Origin of the sequence: Bordetella genomosp. 1, from assembly GCF_002261335.1 — a bacterium.
GTDB lineage: Bacteria > Pseudomonadota > Gammaproteobacteria > Burkholderiales > Burkholderiaceae_B > Bordetella.
Genome location: NZ_NEVL01000004.1, coordinates 579,842 through 596,736, shown reverse-complemented (window position 1 = coordinate 596,736; position 16,895 = coordinate 579,842). Strand labels below are relative to the sequence as shown.

The 16,895-nt window shown below is 68.2% G+C and carries 14 protein-coding genes and 1 tRNA gene; 5 read left to right on the top strand and 10 right to left on the bottom strand.

Annotation, left to right across the window (positions count from 1 at the left end):
- Positions 1 to 20 precede the first annotated feature (20 nt).
- Positions 21 to 626: an RNA polymerase sigma factor gene (locus CEG14_RS19645; protein ID WP_094828066.1), complete on the bottom strand. Its 606-nt coding sequence runs from the start codon at positions 624 to 626 to the stop codon at positions 21 to 23.
- 261 nt (positions 627 to 887) lie between these two features.
- Positions 888 to 1,385: a hypothetical protein gene (locus tag CEG14_RS19640; RefSeq protein WP_256985850.1), complete on the bottom strand. Its 498-nt coding sequence runs from the start codon at positions 1,383 to 1,385 to the stop codon at positions 888 to 890.
- Positions 1,386 to 1,639: 254 nt separating this feature from the next.
- Between CEG14_RS19640 and CEG14_RS19635 the strand changes: the two genes are divergently transcribed.
- Positions 1,640 to 3,112, top strand: coding sequence for a glutamate-cysteine ligase family protein (locus CEG14_RS19635; RefSeq protein ID WP_094828294.1), 1,473 nt, complete (start codon positions 1,640 to 1,642; stop codon positions 3,110 to 3,112).
- 60 nt (positions 3,113 to 3,172) lie between these two features.
- Here the strand turns inward: CEG14_RS19635 and CEG14_RS19630 are convergent, their stop codons facing one another.
- Positions 3,173 to 4,348 carry an ABC transporter substrate-binding protein gene (locus CEG14_RS19630; protein WP_094828064.1) on the bottom strand — a complete coding sequence of 392 codons (1,176 nt, stop codon included), beginning with the start codon at positions 4,346 to 4,348 and terminating at the stop codon, positions 3,173 to 3,175.
- Positions 4,345 to 6,348: a SpoIIE family protein phosphatase gene (locus CEG14_RS19625; RefSeq protein WP_255032436.1), complete on the bottom strand. Its 2,004-nt coding sequence runs from the start codon at positions 6,346 to 6,348 to the stop codon at positions 4,345 to 4,347. The genes CEG14_RS19630 and CEG14_RS19625 overlap by 4 nt, the downstream gene beginning before the upstream one ends.
- 172 nt (positions 6,349 to 6,520) lie before the next feature.
- Here CEG14_RS19625 and CEG14_RS19620 point away from each other — a divergent pair, with 172 nt between their 5' ends.
- Positions 6,521 to 9,010, top strand: a complete 2,490-nt coding sequence (locus CEG14_RS19620) for an MFS transporter (RefSeq protein ID WP_256985849.1) — start codon at positions 6,521 to 6,523, stop codon at positions 9,008 to 9,010.
- Here the strand turns inward: CEG14_RS19620 and alr are convergent.
- Together alr and CEG14_RS19610 are read right to left on the bottom strand one after the other, a co-directional pair.
- Entirely contained in the window at positions 8,941 to 10,137 is a 1,197-nt protein-coding gene (gene alr / locus CEG14_RS19615; RefSeq protein WP_094828063.1) for an alanine racemase, read from the bottom strand. The two genes, CEG14_RS19620 and alr, sit on opposite strands and share 70 nt — an antisense overlap.
- A gap of 184 nt (positions 10,138 to 10,321) precedes the next feature.
- A complete protein-coding gene (locus CEG14_RS19610; protein WP_094828062.1) occupies positions 10,322 to 10,750 on the bottom strand; it encodes an ATP-binding protein in 429 nt (142 codons plus the stop codon).
- 177 nt (positions 10,751 to 10,927) lie between these two features.
- Here CEG14_RS19610 and CEG14_RS19605 point away from each other — a divergent pair, with 177 nt between their 5' ends.
- Entirely contained in the window at positions 10,928 to 11,263 is a 336-nt protein-coding gene (locus tag CEG14_RS19605) for an STAS domain-containing protein (protein ID WP_094828061.1), read from the top strand.
- Between the two features lie 15 nt (positions 11,264 to 11,278).
- Here the strand turns inward: CEG14_RS19605 and CEG14_RS19600 are convergent, their stop codons facing one another.
- On the bottom strand, positions 11,279 to 12,775 hold the full coding sequence (locus CEG14_RS19600; protein WP_373454218.1) for a phospholipase D-like domain-containing protein: 1,497 nt from the start codon (positions 12,773 to 12,775) through the stop codon (positions 11,279 to 11,281).
- A 213-nt stretch (positions 12,776 to 12,988) separates the two neighbouring features.
- Between CEG14_RS19600 and CEG14_RS19595 the strand changes: the two genes are divergently transcribed.
- Positions 12,989 to 13,064: transfer RNA gene (locus tag CEG14_RS19595), tRNA-His, on the top strand.
- Positions 13,065 to 13,249: 185 nt separating this feature from the next.
- The gene (locus tag CEG14_RS26090; protein ID WP_143277249.1) at positions 13,250 to 13,936 is read left to right on the top strand and encodes a sce7726 family protein; all 687 of its coding nucleotides are present in this window, start codon (positions 13,250 to 13,252) and stop codon (positions 13,934 to 13,936) included.
- A 3-nt stretch (positions 13,937 to 13,939) separates the two neighbouring features.
- On the opposite strand, the gene CEG14_RS19585 is transcribed toward CEG14_RS26090, so the two are convergent.
- From CEG14_RS19585 to CEG14_RS19575, 3 genes are all read right to left on the bottom strand, one after another.
- Positions 13,940 to 15,007 (bottom strand): beta family protein, encoded by a 1,068-nt coding sequence (locus CEG14_RS19585; RefSeq protein ID WP_094828058.1) that lies wholly within the window; start codon positions 15,005 to 15,007, stop codon positions 13,940 to 13,942.
- 2 nt (positions 15,008 to 15,009) lie between these two features.
- The gene (locus CEG14_RS19580; RefSeq protein WP_094828057.1) at positions 15,010 to 15,405 is read right to left on the bottom strand and encodes a hypothetical protein; all 396 of its coding nucleotides are present in this window, start codon (positions 15,403 to 15,405) and stop codon (positions 15,010 to 15,012) included.
- A gap of 409 nt (positions 15,406 to 15,814) precedes the next feature.
- Entirely contained in the window at positions 15,815 to 16,705 is an 891-nt protein-coding gene (locus tag CEG14_RS19575) for a hypothetical protein (RefSeq protein ID WP_094828056.1), read from the bottom strand.
- Between the last annotated feature and the right edge of the window lie 190 nt (positions 16,706 to 16,895).

Below are 16,895 nucleotides of genomic sequence, written 5' to 3'. Positions count from 1 at the left end.
GAGGGAAGGGCGCGCCTGGATCAGTTGTCCAGGTGCAGCCCTTTTTGCGCGAGCTTCTCGCGCAGCGACGAGCGCGCGCGCGACAGGCGGCTGCGCACGGTGCCCACCGGCACGGTGAGCAGCACGGCCGCCTCTTCGTACGAGACGTCGTCCATGCCCACCATCAACAGCACGTCGCGCATGTTGGGCGGCAGCTCGGCCAGCGCTTCCTGCAGCAGACGCATGTTCTGATTCTGTTCGGCGGCCTGTTCGGGCGTGGGCGTGGCCGAGGCGTGCTGCTCGAGCGCGTCGTCCGAGGTGAAGTCGTAGCGGCGTTGCGGCGAGCGCGACAGGTGATTGCGCACCAGGTTCAGCGCGATGCCGTAGAGCCAGGTGGAGAGCTGCGACTCGCCGCGGAACGAGCGATACGAACGCGCGGCTTCCAGGAAGGCCTGCTGCGCGAGGTCTTCCGCATCGCTGGTGTTGCCGATGTGCTTGACGATGAAGCGCTGCAGGCGGCCCGAGTGTTCGCGCACCAGGTCGCGCAGCAGCTTGTCGTCTTCCGCCGCGCTCCATGCCTGGTCGCCGCAGCGGGGCTGCGCAGGGACTTCAGACGAAGTCGCGATCGATTCCAGGGGAGCGGCCATGGGCGGGTTGAGACGGATCGTTGAGGGAGCGGGCGCGGTTCATTGTCGGACGTGCGACTACCGCTTGTATATTTGGCGAGAAATTACTACAGATTCAGGCAAAACCGCAATCTTTTGAATTTGAAATTTCGATGTGTAACACTCGGGGTCGGAACAATCGGCGCGCGCCAGAGTGAAATATTACGCAATATTATGTGGTCCCGATGTCGCCGTGATGACGCTGGCCGGGGGAGGTGCGCGCTGCCGCGGCGAGCCGGGTCGTCAGACCTCTTGCCGGGCCGCGGGCAGCAGCTCGACCAGCCACTGGCGCGCCTGCTCGGCGGAGACCGGGCCTTGCGGGGCGGCGGCGTTGAAACGCTGTTCCATGGCCATGTCGATGGCCTGGCGTTGCGCGCCGCTCAGCGACTCCGGGGCGATGCCGAGCTGGGCGCAGGCCGAGCGGAAGCCGGCCGAGCCGGCGGCGGCGTTGTGATCGAGGCGGGTCATGAAGTCGACGCCGTCGAGGGCATCGCGCGAGGTCTGCGCCATGTCGAGGGCCTGCGTGATGGTGCGGGCCGACAGCGGGGTGCCCGCGCCGCCGGCAATGCCGAGCTCGCGCGCCACGGTGCTGGCGATGCCATTGCCGTAGGTGCGGGACAGCGCATCGGAAAACATGGCGGTGGTGTCGGCGTCGGTGGCCACCCAGGCGACCGAGCGGCCACTGGGCGTCGTGCCCGTGCCGAGAACATGGAATTGTTCGCCGACAACGGTTACATACACATCACCGCCCTTTTCGGCGGCCTGCGCGAATGCGTCGAGAGAGACGAATCCGGGCGAATTGGATACTGAATTGATTGTCATGCGGCCAGTAGACCCCGCGGTGGATAGGAAGGACGGCTCGGTTTTTTGACCCGTCAGTGCCTGAGTAACCGTCGCTGGGCTTTGGTTCCTGCCGGAATCCGGCAATTGCTCAACATGCGCCGATTGTATGTCATCGGTCGGCGCCACACAGGGAAGAGAACGTGTCGGTGGGTATCAGCGCGCGCGTCGCCGCGGGCGCCAAACTGGGGCTGGAGCTCGAAATGCCGGTGGCCGGGCGCGCCGATGGCGCCAGCGTGCCGGTGCGGGATTACTTCGAGCGCCTCGCCAGGCTGCGCCGCGAGCGGGGCCAGGCGGCCGCGCTGGTGCGCATCGGCGAGGTGGCGGTCGGCGTGTCGGGCCCGCTCGGGGAAAGCGGCCTGGACAACGGCTTCAACCTGCTCGAGACGGCGTTCGCCCCGGTGGCCGGCGGCGCGGGCGGGCTGGACCGGCTCGATGCCGCCGTGCGCGAGGAGCTGGCCGACGTGCGCACCGCGCTCGCGGCCGACGCCGCCTTCGTGCTCAATGCCTCGGAGCATCCCGACTGCACGCTCGACGAGGACTGGTACCGCCGCGTGCGCGTGCCGCGGCCCATCTACCGCGAGCTGGCCGGCTATCGCGGCTGGCTGCATCGCGCCGGCATCGATGCCAAGGCGCAGAACGGCCCCTGCACCGCGGTCCCGGTACGCGAGGCGGTGCGCGCGCTCAACGTGAGCCTGGCGCTGGCGCCCGCCCTGATGGCGCTCTACGCCAACAGCCCGTTGCAGGCCGGCCGCGAGACCGGCCTGAAGGAAAACCGCATGACGCTGTGGGACCGCATGTTCCGCCATGCGCGTTTCGCCGGCGATCATTTCCTGCAGCAGCTGCCCGAACGGCCGTTCCGCGACCTGGGCGACCACTTCCGCTGGATGTACGGCGCCGGCACCGCGAGCCGGGCGCTGTCGTGGCACGCCGGCGACGACTACAAATCCGCGGTCAGCGTCTACCTGGAGGGCGATCCCGCGCTCGGGCGCTTCCTGCGCGCGGCCGCCTGGGCGGGCCGCCGCGGCGACACGGGCGAACGGGTCATGCTCGCGCCGCGCGCCGAACACTTCGTGTATTCGCAGTTCGCGCATTTTCTCGACGCGCGCTGGCGCTATCGGCTGGCGCGCATGCCGGCGCTGCCCGACTTGCTGGCGGCCTGGGACCGGCCCGGCGGCCTGGAAGCGCTGTTCGAGGCCTGCGGCTGCGACGGCTACATCGAGGCGCGCGCCTTCGGTGCGGTCTTCCCCGACGCGCAGTTGCTGCGCGAGGCCGGCGCCGACGTCGGCGCCGGGGTGATCCTGGGCGCCTCGGCGCTGCAGCTCGGCCTGCTCGCCAACCTCGACGAGGCCGAGGCCCTGGTGCGGCAGTGGGGCTGGCTCGAATTGCGCGGCCTGCGCGCGCCGGCCATCCGCCATGCGCTGGACGATGCGCGCGTGCGCGCGCTGTGCGGCGAGGTGCTGGCGGTGGCGCAGGCCGGCCTGGCGCCCGCCGACCGCCACTGGCTGCGCTATCCGCGCTACGTGGTCGAGAGCGGCACCACGGCGGCCGACCTGCAGCTGCGCCTGTGGCGCTCGGCGCCGCGCGCCACCTTTTATCGCGAGCGCGCGCTGCAGTTGCCCGGCTGAACGCGCATGAAAAAAGGCGCTGCCCGGGGGGCAGCGCCTTTTCCATGCGTCGGTCCGTACCTACTTGGCCTCGTAGACCTCGTCGGCCGCCAGCAGGATGTCGACCGGCGGATCGAAGCCGATCACGCGCGCGGTCTCCAGGTTGAGGGCGATCTTGGCCGGATCGATCCAGATCTGGCTCAGCTGGCGCGGCTGCGCGCCATTGAAGATGCGCGCGATGGTTTCGGCGTGGAACAGGCCCACGTAGGAATAATCGGCCTGTGCCAGGCTCATCAGCAGGCCGGCCTTCACCTCATCCGAACCCAGCATGGCAAAGCTCGGCACCTTGGCCTCGCGCAGGATCTGGCCGAGCTGGCTCACCGAGGCGGGCGTGAGGCCGCGGTGCACGGTCACGTACACGGCGTCGACCTTCGGGCCGAGCTGGCGATAGCAGTCCAGCGCGTTGCGCGTGGCCTCTTCCTGCGCAATGCCGTTGGAGGGCGCCAGGCACGACTCGACCTTGAAATTCAGTTCGCGCGCCACCTGTTCGACCGCGTCCACCGCGGCGTAGGTGCGGCCCTCGGGGCTGTCTTCGTAGACCAGGCCCAGCGTCTTGAACGGCACGATGTCGTAGAACAGGCGCACCTGGCGCTGGTAGCGCTCGGGCTGCACGCGCGCGTGCAGATTGTCCAGGCCGCTGTCCTGCACGCTCTTGACGATCTTGGCGCCGACCGCGTCGCTGGTGGAGGCCACCACCGTCGGCACCGGTGCGCCCAGCGCGGCCATGTCCTGGCCGGCCCAGGTGCCCATGGCGATGATGAGGTCCACGTCGCGGCGCTGCGCCAGCCGTTCGGCGATGGCGGCGCGCGTGCCGGGCCGCATCTGGGCGTTGAAGTTGCCCGGCTGCCACCAGGCGTCGGCCACGAATTCCACGTAGTCGCTCTTGGCCTGTTCGGCCAGGAAGGTCCACATCTGGCGGCCGGTCAGGCCCTCGGGCATGGCCGGCACCGTGACCCAGCCCAGCTGCTGCAGGCCGTTGACGATGACCTTGAGCGTGCGCGGATACTCGCCGTAGTCGCCGCTCTCGAAATAGCCCAGGCGCCACTTGCCGCCGTTCGGCTTGCGCGCGGGCGTGGTCGGGAACACGTGGCTGGCCTGGGCGGCGGGCGCGGCGGGGCCGGCGGGCGTCTGGGCCAGGGCGGCGGCGGGCAGGGCCAGCGCCGCGCTGATGAACAGGGCGTGGAGAGACTTCATCATGAGCGGCGGATCACGATCAGCGTGATGTCATCGGATTGTTCGGCGCCATCGGCGAAGGCGTGCACGTCGTCGAGCAGGCGGCGGGAAATGTCGGAGGCGCTGAGCGGCGGATACGACAGCACGTAGCGCATGCGCGCGTCGCCGTACTGCTTGCCCTCCTTGCTCTCGGCCTCGGTCACGCCGTCGGTGAAGCCGACCAGGGCCTCGCCCGGGCCGATGCGCGCGTTCAGCGAGCGATACACCAGGCCTTCCTGCACGCCACAGGCCGGGCCGCTGCGGCCCTCGAGCAGCCGCACCGTGCCGTCCAGGCCGAGCACGGCGGGCGGCAGGTGGCCGGCGTTGGCCCAGGTGAGCTCGCCGGTCTGCAGGTCCAGCACGCCGAGCAACAGCGTCACGAACATCATGTTCGGATTGTTCTCGGACAGCCGGTTGTTGATCTTCTGCAGGATCAGCGCGGGATCGGTTTCGTCTTCGGCGGTGGCGCGGATCAGGGTGCGCGTCACGGCCATGAACAGCGCGGCCGGCACGCCCTTGTCGGAGACGTCGCCGATGGCCAGGCAGAGCCGGCCGTCGGGCAGCATGAAGTAATCGTAGAGGTCGCCGCCCACTTCCTTGGCCGGCTGCATCACGGCGTTCAGGTCCACCAGGCTGCGCGTGTGCGATTCGAGCGGCACGGGCAGCAGGCCGAGTTGGATGTCGCGCGCGATGTTGAGCTCGCTCTCGAAACGCTCGCGCGCGGTGGTCTCCTGCATCAGGCGGGTGATGTTCTCGCGCAGCTTGCGGTCCATGAACAGGAACGACTCGGCCAGCCGGCCGACCTCGTCGTGCAGGCGCGCGGGCAGGGACGACACGGCCTCGGGCACGGCGCGCGGCGCGGTCAGGTCCTGCAGCGGCAGCTCGCGGGCGTAGCGCGTCAGGATGCCGAGCGGGCGCACGATGCGGCTCGCCACCACCCAGGCAAACAGCAGGGCGCCCAGCAGGGCCAGGCCGAAGATGATGGCCTGGCGGTTGATCAGCTGCGTCGCGGGCGCGGTGAGATCGCTCTCCGGCACCGCGGCCACGATGGTCCAGCCCAGCGGCTTGTGGCGCTGCGCCTGCATTTCGTAGCGGCCGGCCGCGCCGCCGTCGAAGGCGAACGAGATCGGCTGTTCGGTGCCCGCCGCGCGCAGCAGCCCGCGCAGCGTGTGGTGCGTGTCGCGGTCTTCGATGTCGAGCAGGTTGGCCTGTTCGGCGGGCGGCGCCACCACCAGGCTGCCGTCGTCGGCCACCACGAACACGAAGCCGGTGCGCGCCAGCGTGAGGCGCGACAGGGTCGCGCGCACGGCTTCCTCGGCCTTGCGGCGGCGCGCCTGCACCTCGTCGATCATGTCCTGGGCGTCGAACGAGATCACGAACACCCAGTCCCAGGGCCGGAAATAGCCGAAGTAGCCGTAGCGCGCCTCGGGTTCGCCGGCACTGCCGGGCACCTTCCAGCGATAGAACGCGAACCCGTGGCCCGACTGGCGGCTCTCGTCGTACATGGCCTGCGCCAGGCGGCGGTTCTTGATGTCCTCGATCGACGAGATGTCCAGGTCGATCATGTTGCGGTTGCCGCTGGCCAGCACCGAATGCGTGGCGTCGTACACGAAGGCGTAGCGCCGGCCCGACAGTTTCAGCTGGTTGATCCAGTTGCGCGCCATGCCCTTGGCCGCGCCGGGCGTCACCACGCCGCGCTCGGCCAGGTCGGCGAACATGTTGAGCATGGTGAGGGTGGTGGAGGCGACCTCGACCAGCTGGTGGCGGCCGCCGCGGGCGGCGGCGAACTTGTCGTCCAGCAGCGCCGACCAGCGCGCGCTGGTGTCGCGCATCAACAGGTCCATCACGTTGCTCACCGCGTGCAGTTCGCCGGCGCGCACGGTCCGGGTCACGTCACGCTGGGATACCAGCATGACGATGGTCGCCACGACGAAAAGAATCGCAAGAATCAGGATGAAGATCTTGCTGCGCAGCGATCGGAGCATGGACAAGTTAAATGGGGGCGCAAGGCCTGTTGGTTGAAACAGGGGGATGCAATTTGCGTATCAGAGGATGCAAAGTGCTGCAATTGTAAATACCATTGGCAGCTATGTGTTGAATGTTTGCGTCTACTTACCAATCATGGCTCCAGACTCCGTCGTCAAGCGCAGTGAACCTTTGCAAATCGTCCTCGATGGACTGCGCCGCCGTCCGGTGCTGGAACTCACGCTGGCCTGCCTGGCCGTGCTGTTGCTGGCGCAGGCGCTGATCGGCGCGTTGAGCCTGTCGGCGCTCAACCGACTGATCGCCGACACCACCGCGGATCGCGTGGAGGTGGTGGCGCGGCAGATGGCGGGCAACGTCGAAAACGGGCTGCGGCTGGGCAAGCCGCTGGGCCAGTACTTCGGCCTGAAGGAAACCCTCTCCGATGGCCTGCGCGATTCGCGCGACGTGCGCGGCGCGGTGGTGCTGATGCGCGACGGCCGCGCGGTGGCGGGCCTGGGCGAACCGGTGCCGGCCGCGGCCGCGCTGGCGCAGGCCTTGGCCGGCGGGCCGCTGACCGCGGGCGATACCGCGATCACGCGCCGATCCTCCGGCGCGCTCGTCGCGCTCGGCGACACGCAGGTGGCCGTGGCCGTGCCGCTGGCCGAGCGCGGCCAGACCCTGGGCGCCGTGGTGCTGGCCGTGGCGCGCGATGCGGCCGGCGGGCGCGCCATGCTGTGGGACAACATCAAGGTGCTGGTGCTGGTCACGCTGGCCGTGGGCCTTGGCCTGGCCGCCGTCTTCAAATACGCGATTCCGCTCACCACGCTGGCGGCCGGGGGCCGCACGCGCTTCGTGGTGCCGCTGCTCGCGCTGGTGCTGGCGCAGGGCATCTACGCCGCCTACACCGTGTCGACCTTCCGCAGCGCGGCGCTGCAGGTCACGCGCGACAACGTCACCGTGCTGGCCGACGGCCTGCAACGCGACCTCAACCGCGTGCTCGGCTACGGCCTGTCGATCGATCGTCTGCGCGGCGTCGAACAACCCTTCGCGCGCCTGGCCAGCACCTCCGCGGCCATCGCCTCGATCGAGCTGGTGGGCGCCGACGGGCGCGTGCTCAACCGCGCCGACGCGAGCGGCGCGCTGCCGGTGCAGGGCCAGCCCGCCGCCGTGCCGCAGCCCGGCGAGCTGACGCTGGTGCTGCCGCTCGGCGCCGAGCGGGACCGGCCCGCCGCGCAGGGCAGCCTGGTGGTGCGCCTGGCCGGCGACGTGATCGCCGCCGGCGTGCGCAGCCGTGCGCTCGATGCCATCACCGTGGTCGGCGTGGCGCTGGTGGCCGCCATCGAGATGCTGTTGCTGCTGACGCTGATGATGAACCGCGCGTTCGCTTCGCGCGGCCGCACCGCCGACGGCGCGCGGCTCGCGCCCGATGGCAGCTCCGACATCGGCCGCATCGCGCGTCCCGTGATGTTCGGCTTTCTGTTTGCGTGGGCGCTGCCGCTCGGCTTTCTGCCGCTGTATGCGCGCAGCCTGCCCACGGGCGGCCTGGAGCTGCCCGCCAACCTGCTGCTGGCGCTGCCGATTTCGGTCGAGATGGGCTGCGGCCTGCTCACGGCGCTGCTGGCCGGCGGCCTGACCGACAAGCGCGGCTGGCAGACCCCGGTGCTCGCGGGCCTGGCGGTGTCGTGCCTGGGCATGATCGTGTGCGCCTTCGTGCCCAACCTGCCGCTGTTCGCCGCGGCACGCGGCCTGGTCGGCCTGGGCTATGGCCTGACCTGGATGGGCCTGCAGGGCTTCATCGTGACGCGCAGCCCAGCGCAGTATCGCGGCCGCAACATGACCGGCGTGATCGCGGGCCTGTTCGCGGGCCATCTGTCGGGGGCGGCGGTGGGCGCGATGCTGATGGAGCAGATGGGCTTTCGCGCGGTGTTCGGCGTGGGCGCGGTGATGCTGGTGCTGCCGCTGGTGGGCGTGCTGGTGCTGATGCGCCCGTACATGGGCCGCGCCGGCATGGTTGCGCCCGCAGCCAATGCCACGCCGGCGCCCGCGCCGCGCGCGGTGGCCGCGGCCGGCGGCCGCCTGCGGGCCACGCTGCAACTGCTGTTCACGCGCGACTTCGGCATGCTGCTGGTGGGCAGCGTGATCCCGTTCTCGGTCGCGCAGGTGGGCCTGCTGTCGTTCGCGCTGCCGCTCTATCTCGAGGCCGAGGGCGTGGCCGCGTCCAGCATCGGCCGCGTGCTGATGATCTATGGCCTTTGCGTGATCTACGTGGGCCCGCTGATGGGCCGGCTGGTGGATCGTTCGTCGATCAAGAAGACCTGGATCGTGCTCGGCGGCGCGATCGGCAGCATCGGCATGCTGGGCCTGTACTTCAACAGCGGGCTGGCGGCGGCCGCGGTCGCGGTGCTGCTGCTGGCACTCGCCAGCTGCTTCGCCGGGGCCTCGCAATCGCCCTACATGCTGGCCCTGCCCGACGTGCAGCGCTACGGCGCGGCGGGCGCCACCAGCGTGATGCGCGCGGCCGACAAGCTCGGCCAGATGGCGGGTCCGCTGGTGGTGGGGGCGATGTTCGGTGCGGCCGGCATGGGCGCCGGCCTGGCGATCACGGGCGTGATCTACCTGGTGGCGACGACGCTGTTCCTGCTGTTCGCGCCGTCGCGCGCCCGCGAGGAGGCCGCGGCCTGAGACGAGGCCGCCGGCGCCACCGGCACGCGGCCCGTCAGGCCCGTGAGCAGGTCGGCGGCGATGGTGCCGGCCGCGGCCGCCACCTCTTCCACCGGCAGGGCCGGGCCCCACAGCAACACCTCGGCGCCCGGCTGCGCGTGCGGCACCGGGCCGAGGTCCACCGCCATCATGTCCATCGACACGCGGCCCACGACGCGCGTGCGCACGCCGTCGATCAGCACCGGCGTGCCGGTCTGCGCCTGGCGCGGATAGCCGTCGGCATAGCCGCAGCTCACCATGCCCACGCGCATCTCGCCCTCGCTCACGTAGGCGCCGCGATAGCCCAGGCTGGTGCCCGCCGGCACCTGGCGCGTGGCCATCAGACGGCTGTGCAGCGACATCGCCGGCCGCAGTCCCAGGCCTGCGCCCGTGAAGCCGGCCAGCGGGCTGGCGCCGTAGAGCGCCAGGCCCGGCCGCACCCAATCGGTTGCGCCCGCATGCAATCGATGGCGCGCCAGCGCCGCCGAGTTGCTGGTGGAGACCAGGCCGGGCAGGTCCGCGATCACGCGGCGGAACACCGCGTCGGCCTGCGCCACGCCCTGTTCGTCTTCCGCCGCGGCGTAGTGGTTCATGTGATGCACGGCGCGTGCATGCCCGAGCGCGACCAGGGCCTGCGCACGCGCATGCGCCGGCGCGTATTCGGCGGCATCGAAGCCGGACAGATTGAGATCGCCCGCAAAGCGCAGCCACAGCGAGGGCGCGTAGGTGTGGACCAGGTCGCGCGCGCGCAGCCAGTCGAGCTGCGCCGCGTGCGAGATCACCAGGTGCAGGTCGTCGAGCGTGAGGCGCTCGACCTCGGCCGCATCCTGCAGGCCGCCGTACACCAGCAGCGGACCGCGCCAGCCGGCGGCGCGGCAGGCCAGCGCCTCGCTCAGGTTCAGCACGGCCAGGCCGTCGGCCTGCGCCAGGCCGGGCAGCACGTGACACAGGCCATGGCCATAGGCATCGGCCTTGACGGTGGCCCAGATGCGCGGCGCGCGGCCGGGCGCGCCGCCGATCCAGTGGCGCAGCACGCCGAGGTTGTGCGCGATCGCGCCTGCGTCGACACGGGCCAGCACGCGCGGGGAGGGAGGCAGGGCGGCGCTCATGGCCGGCGGCCGGGTCGCGCTGCGGCGGGGGACTTGCGAGACATGCAACACTCCTGTCTGGCGCCTGGCACGGGCGTTGGGGGCCGGCGTCGGGCAAATGCGGGCGGCCGGGCGCCGGCCCGTGGAGGCCGGCGGCTTCGCGCCGGTCCGCGCAGGGCGGTTCCGGTGCGCCAGGACGCTTCAGTCAGGCTGAGTGGACGGCAAGGCGCAAATGGTTCCATTCCCCGCGGCGCTCGTAGCGCAACTCGTCGAGGTAATGGCGCATCAGGCGCACCCCATGGCCGCCGATGTCGGCGTCCTCGATGTTGTCGGCCAGCGCCGGCGGGGCGGACGCGGTCGGGTCGTAGGGCACGCCGTTGTCGGCGATCTCGATCACGATGTCGGCGCCGTCGCGTGCATACGACAGCCGCACGGCCGGCACGTGGGCCGGCCCGGCCGGGGCGAAGGCATACGAGAGCACGTTGGTGAGGGCTTCGTCGACGCTCAGGGTGAGGCCGAACGCGAGCTTGGGCGGCCAGCCTTCGCGCTCGCCGATTTCCTCCAGCCACTGCAACGCGCGGGTGACGGCGTCGGTGGCGGGATTCAGGTCTAGCGTTTCGGGCTGATGAGACATGGGCCGGGGCTCAGTGGTCGACGTTCAGGGGTCGAGTGCAGTGCGCAGTATGCCCTAGCCGTTGGCGCGAAGCCAGATGCAGCGCGGCGCCGGCTATGGCGCTGTCATGGGCTTGGCGTATGATGCACAGTCCGCAGGGCGGCACCCGTACCGCCCGCGACCGCACCGGGAAATCCCATGAACCTCGCAACCGAAAAGCACGGCGAAATCCTCGTCGTCGCACCCGAAGGCCAGATCAACAGCGCCAACGCGGCCGCCGTCGAGACCGACCTGCTCGCGCAGGTCGAGAAGGGCGAACGCAAGATCGCGCTCGACCTCGGCCGTCTCGACTACATCTCGAGCGCGGGCCTGCGCGTGGTGCTGGTGCTGGCCAAGCGCCTGAAGCAGGGCGGCGGCGCGCTGGTGCTGTGCGCGCTGCAGCCGCACGTGCGCGAGGTGTTCGACATCAGCGGCTTCCTCGCGATCCTGAACGTCACCGAGACGCGCGCCGACGCGCTCGCCAAGCTCGCCTGAGCGGCGCGCCCGGCCTCACAGATACGGCGAGGCCAGCCAGATCAGGCGGTTGCGCAGACGCTTGATGAACGGCAGCCGATAGAGGCGGCGCAGGCTTTCGCGCCGGCCCTGGGCGATGTGCACGTCGATGCGCGCGCCGATCCAGCGCGCCATCGCCGGATCGTAGATCTCGGTGTCGAGCTCGAAGTTCAGCCGCAGGCTGCGCGGGTCCAGGTTCGACGAACCCACGTACGACCACGCGTCGTCCACCGTCATCAGCTTGGAATGATCGAAGGCGCCGCGCGTGCGCCACACACGGCAGCCCGTGCGGATCATCTGGTCGAGCTGCGCCGTCATGGCGTAGTCGACGAGCCGCAGATTGTTTTTCCCCGGAATCACGATATCCACCGTCACGCCGCGCCGCGCCGCCGTCGCCAGCGCGCCGATCAGCGTCTGGTCGGGCAGGAAGTAGGGCGACTGGATGCGCACGTGGCGCTGCGCCACCGCCAGCGCGCCGAGCAGCATGTTGTGCGTGCTGCCGAGCGCGCGGTCCGGGCCCGAGGGCACGCAGCGCACCGGCACGCCGCCGGCCGGCTCGGCCTGCTCCGCCGGAAACCACGGCGCGCCCACCAGCGTTTCGTGCGTGGTGAAGTTCCAGTCGTGCGCGAACACCGACATCAGCTGGCCCACCACCGGGCCGTCGAAGGCGAAGTGCGTGTCGCGATTGGTCGCGTCTTTCGAGAGCGCGGTGACGAACGCGGCGCGCACGTTCATGCCGCCGCTGAAGCCGTGCAAGCCGTCCACCACCAGGATCTTGCGGTGGCTGCGCAGGTTGGCGTAGGGCATGCGCAGCACGCCCAGCGGATTGGTCATGAAGCGCGCGGTGGGCACGCCGCCGCGCTTGAGCATGCGCACGATGGGCGGATGCGAATAGCGGCTGCCCACCGCATCGATCAGCACCCTCACCTGCACGCCACGGGCATGGGCGTCGATCAGCGCGCACGCCATTTCGCGGCCGATCGCGTCGTTGTCGAAGATGTAGCTCTGCATCGCGATGCAGCGCTCGGCCGCGCGTATGGCCGACAGCATCGCGGGATAGGCCTCGTCGCCGCCATCGAGCGGCCGCACGGCGTTGCCGCCCAACAGCGGAAAGGAGGTGACGCGGTCGCCCAGCGTGCGCAGCGATGCGAACTGCGGGCCGCTGTACGGCACCACGTTGCCCACCGTCGCGGCATCGAGCGGATCCACGTTGGCGAGCAGCGCCTCGTCGCGCTGCTGCGACACGATGGTGTGGCGGATGCGATTGATGCCCGCCACGAAATAGAACAGCGCGCCGAACAACGGCGAGAACAGCGTCACGCCGACCCAGCCGATCGCGGCCCGCACGTCCTGCTTGGTCATGGCCGCGTGTACCGCCGCACCCGTGCCCGCGACCAGGCTGACCGCGAACACGATGTGGGGCCAGTATTCCTGCAACAGCGCTTCGATCCTCATATCCCTTCCTGAGTCCGTCGGCCGGCCGGCGCCCCGCATGGCGCGGCCAGGCTCATCCGGGCCGGCAAGACGCATGCGGCCCCGTTGTCGTGGGGCAAGGATAGCAAGCCGCGGCGCGCGGCGGGGGCGGGCCGCCGACCGACCCACCCCGACGCCCGCCCGCCGCAAAAAAAATCCCGCCCAAGGCGACATTTCCATCACCGACTGGCGCACATTCCAAAAAACGTGCTATAGTTCGTACTCTTTGCAGCGGTGGCTGTAGCTCAGTTGGTAGAGTCCTGGATTGTGATTCCAGTTGTCGTGGGTTCGAGCCCCATCAGCCACCCCACCGTATTTGCGGGAAACCGCTAGAAAAAGGCACTCGGGCGAAAGCCCAAGTGCCTTTTTCTTTTCTGCTTCAATAAAGAGCGCCGCAAACAGTCCGCGTTTGGGGTGCCATTCAGCAGCACCTCCGCCACGGCCTGACGTCTTGGCTACAATCCCATCGTCTTTTGAGCGTTTGCGCGACGAACTATGGCAGCCGTCTTAGGAGAGAAGCAGATCAAGCGTCTTCTCACTCGGCACCTCCGTGCAGAGGAAGTCGATGGCCGTGCTCGTCTGCTCAGTGAGCTCTGCGTGGCCCAATTCGCCCGGCGTGCGGATGTCGTTCTTATCAATGGCCACCTCTCCGCCTTCGAGATAAAAGGGGAGCGGGACAATCTCACCCGCTTGCCAGGTCAGATTGCCACCTATCTGAAGCACTTCGAGCGAGTCACGGTGGTTTGTGCGCCTTGTCATACGTCGGCCGTGCTTGCGACGGTCGAAGAACCGGTCGGCGTGTGGGAAGTCAGTGAAAGCGGTTTGGTCAAGCTCAGGGAAGCCACGTTAGCGAGCTCCCTCGGTTTGCAGGCCTGGTTGAGTTACTTACCTGTCAAGGCCCTGATCCCTTTGCTTGCGGAGGCAGGATGCAAGTCGACGGGACGGAAGCGGGAGGACCTGCTTCTTGCCGCTTCCGAACTCCCCGTTTTACGGGTGAGAGATGCGGCAATTCGATATCTGCGGTCTCCCCAGCGCGCCTTGAAAATCCGTCAAGCGAAAACGATGAGGCGCAATGCCCATGATCCGGTCGAACAACATCGTTTGCGAATCCAGGAATATTTGCGGGCGGTCGCAACGGTGAGCGGCAACATGGCAGCGATTCCACGTCAACGCCCTGTCTGACTCTCAAAAATCAAACTCGTCTTCACTGTCGTCAGGCGCTTGGTAAGCCAGGTCGATCTGCCGAGTGAGATGCAGATTTACACGCACCGATATCCAGCTTTGCGGTGAGGCACCGAAAGGTTGGCCTTCTGCAGCCTCCAGGATCATCTGGTCTCCCCAGATATCTGACTGCTCTACGTGAGGAAAGCGGTTCAGTAAGCCCTGTGCCGCTTCGCGATACCCTTCGGTGTTGCTCTCCTTCCCCGGTCGACGCTCAAATACCCAGTCGTACTCCTGGGCGTAGTCTATCGTGGGTGACCACTTCATGATCGGTTGGTCATCATAGATAACGGCGTGAATCGAACCATAGTCGCCATAGGATGCGACGCTGTTGCCGCCTATGCTTTGGTGCAACTCGCGATCCAGGATCGGAATCGTGCCACGTTCGCGGCTCGCGTCGAAAAACTGCGTTCGCGCAGACGGAAAGCTGGTCGATAGAACCGTGATTTGAGTTTCCGGGACTTCCGTTCGAATGGAGTTGATCGCCGCGGTGACCGCCGCAATGTACGCCGGAAGGGCGGAGCGAATGTATTGCGCGTCCACGAACACCATTGCATTTTGAACCCGCGTCAGCGCGCTCAGTGCAGCAATCACCAGTGGCGTATCCCTCTGGAAATCGCGAATTCGGAAGCCAAGGTATTGGTGAGCCTCCTCGAGGCTCAACGCTTGTTGGACGATCTGGCGCCTGTTTCCTTGGGACGTCTGGACAACAGGGATCACGTTGGAATGTGCGCCGACAAATTCCCTCCAGGCGGAAAAGTTTTCGGCGGAATCTGCCAATGCGATGCTTGTGCTGCTATGGTGGCGCACGTCATCGGGCAGATCCAGGAAAAATGGCTGGTTCCCCATCGCTTCTCGAGCTTTGGAAAGCGAACGTGAAAAGTCATCGCTTTTTGGCCATTTTCCGAGAGTGATAAGCGGGATGATGCGGGCTTTTCGCGCCTCATCGAGCATGGAAAGTCCACGAATCTCGGCGCCCGGCGTGCGCAATGCTGGGTAATACCGCAGATCTTCAAAATCGATCGAAGTCATATCTACTCCGGTGTGGCGGGGTCTTGTGTAGATGCGCGCCTGGGAAGCGCCGGGCTCGCAATCAGGCGACTGCTCAGGTAATCCATGGTGGCGAGGCGTCTATCGATTTCTTGTTGAAGGTCGACGACTCTTTCTTCGAGTTGGCCAATACGGCGCGCATCATCGTGCGTGCGCGAATCGTGAGCATCGATGATCCTGGTCAGCTTGTCGGACGTCCTGATGAGGAACCATGCCAGAAAAGACGCAACTACCCACCCGCTTGCGACGAGCAGCCATTGATAGGCGCTTTTCCCTGAAAGCAATGACAGGAACAGGCCAATCACGCCGCAGAGCGTACTGACTATTCCATACGTATGGGCAAGCGTATTGCCATGGCTGGTCGTGCCGTTGGTAACCATATGCTCATTCCATATCCCGATACGAGGCAGATCGTTGTGCGCACAAGTTACCGAAAGGACAAGGGTTTGAAGGTGCGAAAAAAATGAGCTTCGTTCTGCAAATGGTCGACGGTGTGATGTCTGGGTCGCATCCCGCGAATCTGCGGCATGTTTCAAAGACGCGTATCGCCCGGCGGCGAATGACATATCTGATCGATAGTCGCATGGCGGTCGGCGTGCGGCGATGGTTTGCCGGGGCGGGTATCGCGCGGCCTTCGGTGCTCGTGTGTATTGGCCCGGAGACAAAGCCGTCGCGCGATTTGGGTAATCTCGCTCTTGAATCAGAACGAAAAAAAGGGGCTTGCGCCCCTTCCTGCCACATTTACCCGCGGCGCCCCGCCAGGCGGCACGCCACGGGTTCGGGCCTGTGTCACAGATCGCGCGCGCGGCCGCCGATGGTGGCGGCGAAGCTGGCGACGAAGGCGCCGATCAGCATCGAGGCGAAGGCCCACAGCGCGAACGCGGCGGCGGCCTTGCGGGCGGCGTCAGCGGCCTCGCGGGCCTTCTTCTCGGCCTCCTCGGCGGCCTGCTTGGCCTGGGTTTCGACATCGGTCAGGCGCTGGCGTGCCGTGGCTTCGTCGACGCCGGTGCGCTGGGCAATCAGCTTCACCAGATAGTCGCGGTCCGCGTCCGACACCTTGCCGTTGGCGAGGCTGCGCGCCAGGATGCGGGACGCTTCCTGGCGGGCGTCGCCGCGATCGGTGGCGGTCGCCGGGTCGTTCGGGCGCATCAGCGTGTCGGTGAAGTAGTCCAGCGAGATCGGGCTGGAGCCGGACTGCGCGGCCTGGCCGACGGCGGCCGTCGCGCCACCCACGCCGGCACCCGCCAGCGCTGCGCCGGTCTTTGCCGTGCCGGACACCACCGAGGCGAGCGTCGAGCCGATCAGGATCAGGCCCACCACGGCGCTCAGCGCCCACACCAGGAAGCCGTGCGCGGTATCGCGGAAATACACCTCGTCGCGCGACGTGCTGGTCCACTTGGTGCGCAGACGGCCGGTGATGTAGCCGGCCACGCCATAGGCAATGATCTGGCTCAGCAGGAGCCAGGCAATCGTGCCGATCGCGATGGCGGAGGCCGATGCGCCCTCGTTCTGCCAGGGCGACATCGTCAGGAAGCCGAGCCCGGTGCCGCCCGTCACCAGCATGGCGGAGACCGCGGCCGCGATGACGGCCCCGGCGATCACGGCGCCCCAGGACACGGCGGAGAACGGCGATTCGACGCCGGGCGCTGCGTAGGCGGAGACAGGTTGAGTGGTCTGCATGATGTTCCCTCTGGATAGGATCTCGATACTGAGAGGGGGCCCCCGTGGCGCGGGCGAGCGGCCCGGCCTGCGGGGAGTCCCCGCGCGAGGGATAGCATCTGGCGTGCCCGCCCCTTGCCGGCGAGCGCGGGCGCGTTCAACCGCGAGTCGGAAAAGCGGCGCCCGGGCGCGATCGCGCGGGCTGCGTGAC